The following is a 12,272-nucleotide window of genomic DNA, read 5'->3' as shown; positions in this document are numbered from 1 at the left end:
GGGATAGGTGCGTGGCGGCTCTTGTGATAACATCCGGCGTTTTCCGAAGCCGCCCCACGGGGTTGTCTTCACTGCGCAAATCCAGGGTTCAACTTGTTGATTTGTCGTAAGTCGAGGCACGGCACTCAGTCTGCATCGACGAGCTTCGTCAATCCCGAATGGACAGGGCGAAGTTTCACCAGAAAAAGGAATCAGGCTTCTCATGGGCGAACTGGCCAAAGAAATCCTCCCGGTCAATATCGAAGACGAGCTGAAACAGTCCTATCTCGACTACGCGATGAGCGTAATCGTCGGCCGTGCACTGCCGGATGCGCGCGATGGCCTCAAGCCTGTGCACCGTCGCGTGCTGTTCGCGATGAGCGAGCTGGGCAACGACTTCAACAAGCCGTACAAGAAATCTGCCCGTGTCGTCGGTGACGTGATCGGTAAGTATCACCCGCACGGTGACACTGCCGTGTACGACACCATCGTCCGTATGGCGCAGCCTTTCTCCCTGCGCTACCTGCTGGTCGACGGTCAGGGCAACTTCGGTTCGGTGGACGGCGACAACGCCGCGGCCATGCGATACACCGAAGTGCGCATGACCAAGCTGGCGCACGAGCTGCTGGCCGACCTGCACAAGGAAACCGTGGACTGGGTGCCGAACTACGACGGCACCGAACTGATCCCGGCGGTCATGCCGACCCGCGTACCGAACCTGCTGGTCAACGGTTCCAGCGGTATCGCCGTGGGCATGGCGACCAACATTCCGCCGCACAACCTCGGTGAAGTCATCGACGGTTGCCTGGCGCTCATCGACAATCCCGAGCTGACTGTCGACGAGCTGATGCAATACATCCCCGGTCCGGACTTCCCGACGGCCGCGATCATCAACGGTCGCGCCGGCATCATCGAGGCCTACCGCACCGGTCGCGGACGCATCTACATGCGTGCCCGCTCGATCATCGAAGACATCGACAAGGTCGGTGGTCGCCAGCAGATCGTCATCACTGAACTCCCGTACCAGCTGAACAAGGCGCGTCTGATCGAGAAGATCGCCGAGCTGGTGAAAGAGAAGAAACTCGAAGGCATCACCGAGCTGCGTGACGAGTCCGACAAGGACGGCATGCGCGTCGTGATCGAATTGCGTCGTGGCGAAGTGCCGGAGGTGATCCTCAACAACCTCTACGCACAGACCCAGCTGCAGAGCGTGTTCGGCATCAACATCGTCGCGCTGATCGACGGCCGTCCGCGGATCCTCAATCTCAAGGATCTGCTGGAAGCCTTCGTGCGTCACCGCCGCGAAGTGGTGACCCGCCGTACCGTGTTCGAGCTGCGCAAGGCGCGCGAGCGTGGGCACATCCTCGAAGGCCAGGCCGTTGCCCTGTCGAACATCGACCCGGTGATCGCCCTGATCAAGGCGTCGCCGACGCCGTCGGAAGCCAAGGAAGCCCTGGTCAGCACGCCGTGGGAATCCACTGCCGTGGTGGCCATGGTCGAGCGCGCCGGGGCCGATTCGTGCCGGCCGGAGAACCTCGATCCGCAATACGGTCTGCGCGACGGCAAGTACTTCCTGTCGCCAGAACAGGCGCAAGCCATCCTGGAACTGCGTCTGCACCGCCTGACCGGCCTGGAGCACGAAAAGCTGCTGGCCGAGTACCAGGAGATCCTCAACCAGATCGGCGAGCTGATCCGCATCCTCAACAGCGCCACGCGCCTGATGGAAGTGATCCGCGAAGAGCTGGAAGTGATCCGTGCCGAGTACGGCGACGTGCGCCGCACCGAGATCCTCGATGCGCGTCTCGACCTGACCCTGGGCGACATGATCCCGGAAGAAGAGCGCGTCGTGACCATCTCCCACGGCGGCTATGCCAAGACCCAGCCGCTGGCTGCCTACCAGGCTCAGCGCCGCGGCGGCAAAGGCAAGTCGGCCACCGGCGTCAAGGATGAGGACTACATCGCGCACCTGCTGGTCGCCAACAGCCACACCACGCTGCTGCTGTTCTCCAGCAAGGGCAAGGTCTACTGGCTCAAGACCTACGAGATTCCGGAGGCGTCCCGCGCCGCCCGTGGTCGTCCGCTGGTCAACCTGCTGCCGCTGGATGACGGTGAATACATCACCACCATGCTGCCGGTCGAGGAATACACCGAGGGTCACTACATCTTCATGGCTACCGCCAACGGCACCGTGAAGAAGACCCCGCTGGAATCCTTCAGCCGTCAGCGCAGCGTCGGTCTGATCGCGCTGGAGCTGGACGAAGGCGACGTGCTGATCTCCGCGGCCATCACCGATGGCGAGCGTGAAGTGATGCTGTTCTCCGACGGCGGCAAGGTCACCCGCTTCAAGGAATCCGACGTGCGTGCCATGGGCCGTACCGCCCGCGGTGTGCGCGGCATGCGTCTGCCGGAAGGGCAGAAGCTGATTTCCATGCTGATCCCGGAAGAAGGCAGCCAGATCCTCACCGCTTCCGAGCGTGGTTATGGCAAGCGCACCGCGATCACCGAGTTCCCTGAGTACAAGCGTGGCGGCCAGGGCGTGATCGCCATGGTCAGCAACGAGCGTAACGGCCGTCTGGTCGGTGCGGTGCAGGTACTCGACGGCGAGGAGATCATGCTGATTTCCGACCAGGGCACCCTGGTGCGCACCCGTGTCGACGAAGTGTCGAGCCTGGGCCGCAACACCCAGGGCGTGACCCTGATCAAACTGGCCAAGGACGAAACCCTGGTCGGTCTGGAGCGGGTGCAGGAGCCGTCGGAAATCGAGGGCGAAGAGCTCGAAGGTGAAGAAGGCGAAGAGGGTGCCGTGTTCGATGGCGAGGTCATCAACGACGACGTTGCCGATGACCAGCAGCTCGATGCCGCAGCCGACGAAGAACCGCAGGAATAAGCGGACAAGCAGGGGGCGGATGAAAATTCGCCCCCTTGTTATTTGTCCGCCATGAATTGTTTGACGGGTCCCTGGATCCGCCGCTGTACAGAAATTGTGATACCACCAGATCAGAGCGAGATTGGATGTGAGCAAGCGAGCCTATAACTTCTGTGCCGGTCCCGCGGCGCTTCCCGAAGCTGTCCTGCAGCGCGCCCAGGGTGAACTCCTGGATTGGCACGGCAAGGGCTTGTCGGTCATGGAAATGAGCCATCGCAGCGACGAGTTCGTGTCCATTGCCACTCAGGCCGAACAGGATCTGCGTGACCTGCTGAATATCCCGTCGAACTACAAGGTGCTGTTCCTGCAAGGTGGCGCCAGCCAGCAGTTCGCCCAGATCCCGCTGAACCTGTTGCCCGAGGGCGGCAGCGCCGACTATATCGACACCGGTATCTGGTCGCAGAAAGCCATTGAAGAAGCCTCGCGCTACGGCCATGTCAACGTCGCCGCCACCGCCAAGCCTTACGACTATTTCGCCATTCCGGGCCAGAACGAGTGGAGCCTGTCGAAAGACGCCTCCTACGTGCACTACGCGCCGAACGAAACCATCGGCGGCCTGGAATTCCAGTGGATCCCGCAAACCGGTGATGTACCGCTGGTGGCCGACATGTCTTCGGACATTCTTTCGCGTCCGGTGGACATCTCGCGTTTCGGCATGATCTACGCCGGCGCGCAGAAGAACATCGGCCCGAGCGGCATCGTCGTCAACATCATCCGTGAAGACCTGCTGGGCAAGGCGCGCGCGCTGTGCCCGACCATGCTCGACTACAAGGTCGCGGCCGACAACGGCTCGATGTACAACACCCCGCCGACCCTGGCCTGGTACCTGTCCGGCCTGGTCTTCCAGTGGCTGAAGGAGCAGGGCGGCGTCGAAGCGATCGCCAAACTCAATGAAGTCAAGCAGCGCACGCTGTACGACTTCATCGACGCCAGCGGCCTCTACAGCAACCCGATCAACAAGTCGGACCGCTCGTGGATGAACGTGCCGTTCCGCCTGGCCGACGACCGCCTCGACAAGCCGTTCCTGGCCGGCGCCGACGCGCGTGGCCTGCTGAACCTCAAGGGGCACCGTTCCGTGGGCGGCATGCGCGCTTCCATCTACAACGCCGTCGACATCAACGCCGTCAATGCGCTGGTGGCGTACATGGCTGAATTCGAGAAGGAACACGGCTGATGTCCGAGCAAGAACTCAAGGCGCTGCGCCTGCGCATCGATGCCCTGGACGAGAAAGTCCTCGAGCTGATCAGTGAGCGTGCGCGCTGCGCCCAGGAAGTCGCGCGAGTCAAAATGGCCTCGCTGGCCGAAGGCGAAGTGCCGGTGTTCTATCGCCCGGAGCGTGAAGCTCAGGTGCTCAAGCGTGTCATGGAACGCAACCAGGGCCCGCTCGGCAACGAAGAGATGGCGCGGCTGTTCCGCGAAATCATGTCCTCGTGCCTGGCGCTGGAGCAGCCTTTGAAAGTGGCCTACCTCGGCCCGGAAGGCACGTTCACCCAGGCGGCGGCCATGAAGCACTTCGGCCACGCCGTCATCAGCAAGCCGATGGCGGCCATCGACGAAGTGTTCCGCGAAGTGGCCGCCGGTGCGGTGAACTTCGGCGTGGTGCCGGTGGAAAACTCCACCGAAGGGGCGGTCAACCACACCCTCGACAGTTTCCTCGAGCACGACATGGTGATCTGCGGCGAAGTCGAGCTGCGCATCCACCACCACTTGCTGGTCGGGGAAAACACCAAGACCGACAGCATCAGCCGCATCTATTCCCACGCCCAGTCGCTGGCCCAGTGCCGCAAGTGGCTGGACGCCCATTACCCGAATGTCGAGCGCGTGGCGGTGTCCAGCAACGCCGAAGCGGCCAAGCGGGTCAAGGGCGAGTGGAACTCGGCGGCGATCGCCGGCGACATGGCGGCCGGGCTGTACGGCCTGACCCGCCTGGCCGAGAAAATCGAGGATCGCCCGGACAACTCCACGCGCTTCCTGATGATCGGCAACCAGGAAGTGCCGCCGACCGGCGACGACAAGACGTCGATCATCGTCTCCATGAGCAACAAGCCGGGCGCGCTGCATGAGTTGCTGGTGCCGTTCCATGACAACGGCATCGACCTGACCCGCATCGAAACCCGGCCGTCGCGCAGCGGCAAGTGGACTTACGTGTTCTTCATCGACTTCGTCGGCCATCACCGCGACCCGCTGGTCAAGGGTGTGCTGGAGAAGATCAGTCAGGAAGCAGTGGCACTCAAAGTGCTGGGTTCCTACCCGAAAGCAGTTTTGTAAGGGGCGGTAGCAATGAGTGGCAATTTCCTCGCTCTGGCACAGCCGGGCGTGCAACAACTTTCGCCGTACGTGCCGGGCAAACCGGTGGATGAACTGGCGCGCGAGCTGGACCTGGATCCGGCGAGCATCGTCAAACTGGCAAGCAATGAAAACCCGCTGGGCGCGAGTCCGAAAGCGCTGGCGGCGATCCGCGACGAATTGGCCGAGCTGACCCGCTATCCGGACGGCAACGGCTTCGCCCTGAAGTCGCTGCTGGCCGAGCAGTGCCGCGTCGAGCTGAACCAGGTGACCCTGGGCAACGGCTCCAACGACATTCTCGAACTGGTAGCGCGCGCCTACCTGGCGCCGGGCCTGAACGCGGTGTTCAGCGAGCACGCGTTTGCGGTCTACCCGATCGCCACCCAGGCGGTCGGCGCCGAGGCCAAAGTGGTGCCGGCCAAGGATTGGGGGCACGATCTGCCGGCCATGCTGGCGGCCATCGATGCCAACACCCGCGTGGTGTTCATCGCCAACCCGAATAACCCGACCGGCACCTGGTTCGGCGCCGAGGCGCTCGACGAGTTCCTCCAGGACGTACCGGAACATGTGCTGGTGGTGCTGGACGAGGCCTACATCGAGTACGCCGAAGGCAGCGACATGCCGGACGGCCTCGACTTCCTCGCCGCCTACCCGAACCTGCTGGTATCGCGCACCTTCTCCAAGGCCTATGGCCTGGCGGCGCTGCGCGTGGGTTATGGCCTGTCCACCGCGGTCGTGGCGGACGTGCTGAACCGGGTACGCCAGCCGTTCAACGTCAACAGCCTGGCCCTGGCCGCGGCCTGTGCGGCGTTGAAGGACGAAGACTATCTGGCGCAAAGCCGTCGGCTCAACGAGTCGGGCATGCAGCAGTTGCAGGCCGGTTTCCGTGAGCTGGGCCTGAGCTGGATCGAATCGCGCGGCAACTTCATCTGTGTCGATCTCGGCCAGGTCGCGGCCCCGGTGTTCCAGGGCCTGCTGCGCGAAGGCGTGATCGTGCGTCCGGTGGCCAACTACGGCATGCCGAACCATCTGCGGGTGACCATCGGTCTGCCGGCGGAAAACAGCCGCTTCCTCGAAGCGCTGCGCAAGGTTCTGGCTCGTGGGTGATGTCACTGCGCTGCAATCTGCTGCACCTATGATCGGGCGCCTGGTGGTGGTCGGTCTGGGGTTGATCGGTGGTTCGTTTGCCAAGGGCTTGCGTGAAAGCGGTATCTGCCGCGAAGTGGTCGGGGTCGATCTCGATGCGCAATCGCGCAGGCTGGCGGTGGAGTTGGGGGTGGTGGATCGCTGTGAAGAGGATCTGCTGGCGGCCTGTCAGGGCGCCGATGTGATTCAGCTGGCAGTGCCGATCCTGGCCATGGAAAAAGTGCTGGCCCGCCTGGCCGGCATGGACCTGGGGCAGGCGATCCTGACCGATGTCGGCAGCGCCAAGGGCAATGTGGTGCGCGCGGCGACCGAAGCGTTCGGCGGCATGCCGGCGCGTTTCGTGCCGGGGCATCCGATCGCCGGTTCTGAGCAGAGCGGGGTGGAAGCCTCCAACGCCGAGCTGTTCCGCCGTCACAAGGTCATTCTCACGCCGCTCGCGCAAACCGACCCGCAAGCCCTGGCCGTCGTCGATCGGCTGTGGCGCGAACTGGGCGCCGATGTCGAGCACATGCAGGTCGAGCGTCACGATGAAGTGCTGGCGGCGACCAGTCACCTGCCGCACCTGTTGGCGTTCGGCCTGGTCGATTCGTTGGCCAAGCGCAATGAAAATCTGGAGATCTTCCGTTACGCTGCGGGCGGTTTCCGCGATTTCACAAGAATCGCCGGAAGCGACCCGGTGATGTGGCACGACATCTTTCTCGCCAATCGCGAGGCTGTCCTGCGCACACTCGATACATTTCGCAGCGACCTCGACGCCTTGCGCGACGCGGTCGATGCAGGGGATGGGCACCAATTGTTGGGCGTCTTCACGCGCGCCCGGGTTGCCCGCGAGCATTTCAGTAAAATCCTGGCCCGCAGGGCCTATGTGGACGCTATGAATTCCAACGATCTGATCTTCCTGGCTCAACCTGGTGGCCGCCTGTCCGGTCGGATTCGCGTACCGGGTGACAAATCGATTTCCCACCGTTCGATCATGCTCGGCTCCCTGGCTGAAGGCGTTACCGAAGTCGAAGGCTTCCTCGAGGGCGAAGACGCCCTGGCGACCTTGCAGGCGTTCCGCGACATGGGCGTGGTCATCGAAGGCCCGCATCACGGCCGCGTGACCATCCACGGTGTCGGCCTGCACGGCCTGAAACCTGCGCCGGGGCCGATCTACCTGGGCAACTCCGGTACGTCGATGCGCCTGCTGTCCGGTCTGCTGGCCGCGCAGGACTTCGACAGCACCCTGACCGGTGATGCCTCGCTGTCCAAGCGTCCGATGAATCGCGTGGCCAACCCGTTGCGGGAAATGGGCGCAGTCATCGAAACCGCTGCCGACGGCCGTCCGCCGATGGTCATCCGTGGCGGGCACAAGCTCAAGGGCCTGACCTACACCATGCCGATGGCCAGTGCCCAGGTGAAATCCTGCCTGCTGCTGGCCGGTCTGTATGCCGAAGGCAAGACCACCGTGACCGAGCCGGCACCGACCCGCGACCACACCGAGCGCATGCTGCGCGGCTTCGGCTATCCGGTGAGCGTCGACGGCGCGACGGCGTCGGTCGAGTCCGGCGGCAAGCTGACCGCGACCCACATCGAAGTGCCGGGCGACATCTCCTCGTCGGCGTTCTTCCTGGTCGCGGCGTCGATCGCCGAAGGTTCGGAGCTGGTGCTCGAGCACGTCGGCATCAACCCGACCCGTACCGGCGTGATCGACATCCTGCGTCTGATGGGCGCTGACATCACCCTGGAAAACCAGCGTGAAGTCGGCGGCGAGCCGGTTGCCGACCTGCGTGTACGAGCAGCTAAACTCAAGGGTATCGAGATTCCGCAAGCGCTGGTGCCACTGGCCATCGACGAATTCCCGGTGCTGTTCGTGGCCGCCGCCTGTGCCGAAGGGCGCACCGTGCTGACCGGCGCCGAAGAGCTGCGAGTCAAGGAATCGGACCGTATCCAGGTCATGGCGGACGGCTTGCTGGCGCTGGGCGTCAAGTGCGAGCCGACCCCGGACGGCATCATCATCGACGGCGGCCAGATCGGCGGCGGTGAAGTGCACGGTCACGGCGATCACCGGATCGCCATGGCCTTCAGCGTGGCCTCGCTGCGCGCGACTGCACCGATCCGCATCCATGATTGCGCCAACGTCGCGACGTCGTTCCCGAATTTCCTGGCGCTGTGCGCCCAGGTCGGCATTCGTGTGGCACAAGAGGCTCAGTCGTGAACAACATTGCACCGGTCATCACCATTGATGGGCCAAGCGGTTCGGGCAAGGGTACCGTTGCCGGGATCCTGGCCAAGCGCCTGGGCTGGAACCTGCTGGACTCCGGTGCGCTGTATCGCCTGCTGGCATTCGCCGCGCACAACCATGGTGTCGACCTGACCAATGAAGAGCTGCTGAAGAAGCTCGCCGCTCATCTGGATGTGCAGTTCATCGCAGCGACCGACGGTCAGTTGCAGCGCATCATTCTGGAAGGTGATGAAGTCAGCGATGTCATTCGCACTGAAAGCGTCGGTTCCGGCGCTTCGCAGGTGGCGGCATTGCCGGCCGTGCGCGAGGCGCTGCTGCAGCGCCAGCGTGCGTTTCAGGAAGCGCCGGGTCTGGTCGCCGATGGTCGCGACATGGGCACGGTGGTTTTTCCGAGCGCGCCATTGAAGATTTTCCTGACCGCCAGTGCCGAGGAGCGGGCGCGCCGCCGATATTTGCAGTTGAAGGGCAAAGTCGAGGGTGTTAGTCTGTCGAGTCTGCTAGATGAGATCCGTGCACGCGACGAGCGTGACACCCAGCGAGCGGTAGCCCCGCTCAAGCCGGCGGCTGACGCCATACAGCTGGATTCCACGGAGTTGTCCATCGATCAGGTGCTTGAACGCATCATGAGCGAGATCGCCATTCGCGATATCGCCGGGTGACCAAGAAGGTCGCAGGGGACCAGTCATAGTCCTGCGGCGCTTCTTTTATTTGAAACTAACCCACACCGTCTGGGGTGTGGAGATGGGCGTATCCTTCGCCCTCATCTACAGGAATTAAAATGAGCGAAAGCTTTGCGGAACTCTTTGAAGAAAGCCTAAAGACCCTGAACCTTCAGGCAGGCTCCATCATCACCGGTGTTATCGTTGATATCGATTACCAAGCTCGCTGGGTAACCGTTCACGCTGGCCTGAAGTCTGAAGCACTCATCCCGCTGGAACAGTTCTACAACGACGCTGGTGACCTGACTATCAATGTCGGTGACGAAGTTCACGTTGCTCTGGATTCGGTTGAAGACGGTTTCGGTGAAACCAAGCTGTCCCGTGAAAAAGCCAAGCGCGCTGAATGCTGGATCGTTCTGGAAGCAGCCTTCGCAGCTGAGGAAGTGGTCAAGGGCGTTATCAACGGTAAGGTTAAAGGCGGCTTCACTGTCGACGTTAACGGCATCCGTGCGTTCCTGCCAGGTTCCCTGGTTGACGTCCGTCCAGTGCGCGACACCACGCACCTGGAAGGCAAAGAGCTGGAATTCAAGGTCATCAAGCTGGACCAGAAGCGCAACAACGTTGTCGTTTCCCGTCGCAGCGTCCTGGAAGCCGAGAACTCCGCCGAGCGTGAAGCTCTGCTGGAATCCCTGCAGGAAGGCCAGCAAGTCAAAGGTATCGTCAAAAACCTCACCGACTACGGCGCATTCGTCGACCTGGGTGGCGTGGACGGCCTGCTGCACATCACCGACATGGCCTGGAAGCGCATCAAGCATCCTTCCGAGATCGTCAATGTTGGCGACGAGATCGACGTCAAGGTTCTGAAATACGATCGCGAACGCAACCGTGTTTCCCTGGGCCTGAAGCAACTGGGCGAAGATCCATGGGTTGCTATCAAAGCCCGTTACCCAGAAGGCACTCGCGTTACCGCTCGCGTAACCAACCTGACCGACTACGGCTGCTTCGCTGAGCTGGAAGAAGGCGTTGAAGGTCTGGTACACGTTTCGGAAATGGACTGGACCAACAAGAACATCCACCCTTCGAAAGTCGTACAAGTCGGCGACGAAGTGGAAGTCATGGTTCTGGACATCGACGAAGAGCGTCGTCGTATCTCCCTGGGCATCAAGCAGTGCAAGTCGAACCCATGGGAAGACTTCTCTGGCCAGTTCAACAAGGGCGACAAGATCTCCGGCACCATCAAGTCGATCACCGATTTCGGTATCTTCATTGGTCTGGACGGCGGCATCGACGGTCTGGTTCACCTGTCCGACATCTCCTGGAACGAAGTGGGCGAAGAAGCCGTACGTCGTTTCAAGAAGGGCGACGAGCTGGACACCGTTATCCTGTCGGTTGACCCAGAGCGCGAGCGCATCTCCCTGGGCATCAAGCAACTGGAAAGCGATCCGTTCTCCGAGTACGTTCAAGAGAACGACAAAGGCGCAATCGTTAAAGGCACTGTGAAAGAAGTTGACGCCAAAGGCGCCATCATCGTTCTGGCCGACGATATCGAAGCGACTCTGAAAGCCTCCGAAATCAGCCGTGACCGCGTTGAAGACGCGCGCAACGTTCTGAAAGAAGGCCAGGAAGTAGAAGCCAAGATCATCAGCGTTGATCGTAAGAGCCGTGTAATCCAGCTGTCGATCAAATCGAAAGACGATGCTGAAGAGAAAGAAGCTATCCAGAGCCTGAAAGCAGCTCCGGAAGGCGAAGCAGCTGACACCACTATGGCGGCACTGCTGCGTCAAGCAATGGCCAAACAGAACTGAGTTCTGTCTGATCATGAAAAAGGGCGACTTCAGTCGCCCTTTTTTGTGTCTGCGATTTGGTGAGATCCACGTCTGCCGCGGTCGGCCCGTGAAACCAATGGTCTTGCCGAGCGGTCTGTTTCTTTAACAGGACCAATTGCCTATTCGCAGCTAGGCTTAGGTTGAAGATCGCAGTAGTCGGGCCATGTGCCTGACATAAGGACGTGAATGAACAAGCTGATTGTCGTACTGGGTGCGCTCGCCTTGGCTGGCTGCACTACAAGTGCCAAGACTCATGCGGTGCGTGGGGTCAGCGGTATTGAAGTTGATTGCTCGGGCTTGGGGTCAGGCTGGGAAAGGTGCCAGAAGCGCGCGGCGAAGGAGTGCAAGGGCGCTGGTTACAGAGTTGTCACGCGTTCCGATGACGTCAAGGAGGAGGATGAATTTCCGTTCGGCTTCAATCCGGCCGGCTTCGTGACCCGAACCATGCTGGTGATCTGTCGCTGAGCACAGGCTGCTCGGTTTGGTGAGTGGGTGCCCTGAAAATGGGCGTTGTGACGAGGCAAAAGATATGTCAACCCCTGGGCTGTTCAAATTCTTCCGGGCGTGCTAAAACCTTTCAAGCGCTGATCTAGCTGCTTGAAAAAGAAGGGAAAAATATGACGAAGTCGGAGTTGATCGAACGAATTGTCACCCATCAAGGGCTACTCTCATCAAAGGATGTGGAGTTGGCCATCAAGACTATGCTTGAGCAAATGTCCCAATGCCTGGCCACCGGCGACCGTATCGAGATCCGTGGTTTCGGCAGCTTTTCCCTGCACTACCGCGCACCGCGCGTGGGGCGCAATCCCAAGACCGGCCAGTCTGTGAGTCTTGATGGCAAGTTTGTCCCGCATTTCAAGCCGGGCAAAGAGCTCAGGGATCGTGTGAATGAAGATGAGGGGGAGATGTTGTGATTCGCGAGCGGCGGAGCAATGCAGCTTTTCGTTTTCTATCATTTCTGTTTCTAGTCTTATTGGCGGTTTCGGTAATTGCATTCGTACTCGAAAACCAGGAGACAGTTGAGGTGCAATTTCTCGGGTGGCTAATGCCTAGGCTCCCCGTTTCACTTTATATATTGTTGCCATTATTGTTTGGATTGGCTGTTGGGCCGTTGTTAAGCTGGTGCTTTCGTTCCAAAAAGCCCCGAGGCTAGCGCCTGCGACGTTGTCAGCTGAAAATTTCTTAGGGATGAGTAAAGGTAGCTTTTCAATGCTGAAGGCTTTGTT

At 61.0% G+C, this 12,272-nt stretch carries 10 protein-coding genes; all 10 read left to right on the top strand.

The features are described from left to right. Nucleotides 1–202: 202 nt before the first annotated feature. The 10 genes from gyrA to QRN70_RS25640 all read left to right on the top strand — a co-directional run bounded on the left by gyrA (nt 203) and on the right by QRN70_RS25640 (nt 12,199). Nucleotides 203–2,866, top strand: coding sequence for a DNA gyrase subunit A (gyrA, locus tag QRN70_RS25685; RefSeq protein WP_285420661.1), 2,664 nt, complete (start codon nt 203–205; stop codon nt 2,864–2,866). Nucleotides 2,867–2,993: 127 nt separating this feature from the next. After that, entirely contained in the window at nt 2,994–4,079 is a 1,086-nt protein-coding gene (gene serC, locus QRN70_RS25680; RefSeq protein WP_285420660.1) for a 3-phosphoserine/phosphohydroxythreonine transaminase, read from the top strand. Next, nucleotides 4,079–5,173 (top strand): prephenate dehydratase, encoded by a 1,095-nt coding sequence (gene pheA / locus QRN70_RS25675; RefSeq protein ID WP_007939916.1) that lies wholly within the window; start codon nt 4,079–4,081, stop codon nt 5,171–5,173. Before serC ends, pheA begins: the two co-directional genes overlap by 1 nt. Before the next feature lie 12 nt (nt 5,174–5,185). Continuing rightward, complete coding sequence (gene hisC / locus QRN70_RS25670; RefSeq protein ID WP_285420659.1) at nt 5,186–6,298, top strand: histidinol-phosphate transaminase; 1,113 nt, start codon at nt 5,186–5,188, stop codon at nt 6,296–6,298. A 28-nt stretch (nt 6,299–6,326) separates the two neighbouring features. Beyond that, on the top strand, nt 6,327–8,534 hold the full coding sequence (locus QRN70_RS25665; RefSeq protein ID WP_285420764.1) for a bifunctional prephenate dehydrogenase/3-phosphoshikimate 1-carboxyvinyltransferase: 2,208 nt from the start codon (nt 6,327–6,329) through the stop codon (nt 8,532–8,534). After that, nucleotides 8,531–9,220, top strand: coding sequence for a (d)CMP kinase (gene cmk, locus QRN70_RS25660; RefSeq protein WP_159811537.1), 690 nt, complete (start codon nt 8,531–8,533; stop codon nt 9,218–9,220). The genes QRN70_RS25665 and cmk overlap by 4 nt, the downstream gene beginning before the upstream one ends. A gap of 119 nt (nt 9,221–9,339) precedes the next feature. Next, complete coding sequence (gene rpsA / locus QRN70_RS25655) at nt 9,340–11,025, top strand: 30S ribosomal protein S1 (protein ID WP_285420658.1); 1,686 nt, start codon at nt 9,340–9,342, stop codon at nt 11,023–11,025. 207 nt (nt 11,026–11,232) lie between these two features. Next, a complete protein-coding gene (locus QRN70_RS25650; RefSeq protein WP_285420657.1) occupies nt 11,233–11,511 on the top strand; it encodes a hypothetical protein in 279 nt (92 codons plus the stop codon). A 152-nt stretch (nt 11,512–11,663) separates the two neighbouring features. Further along, complete coding sequence (gene ihfB / locus QRN70_RS25645; protein ID WP_285420656.1) at nt 11,664–11,960, top strand: integration host factor subunit beta; 297 nt, start codon at nt 11,664–11,666, stop codon at nt 11,958–11,960. Next, entirely contained in the window at nt 11,957–12,199 is a 243-nt protein-coding gene (locus tag QRN70_RS25640; RefSeq protein ID WP_285420655.1) for a lipopolysaccharide assembly protein LapA domain-containing protein, read from the top strand. Before ihfB ends, QRN70_RS25640 begins: the two co-directional genes overlap by 4 nt. Nucleotides 12,200–12,272 lie beyond the last annotated feature (73 nt).

This window comes from Pseudomonas sp. efr-133-TYG-5, assembly GCF_030209175.1.
Classification (GTDB): Bacteria; Pseudomonadota; Gammaproteobacteria; order Pseudomonadales; family Pseudomonadaceae; genus Aquipseudomonas.
The sequence above is the reverse complement of the archived record's forward strand: the minus strand, read 5'-3'. Positions and strand labels throughout refer to the sequence as shown.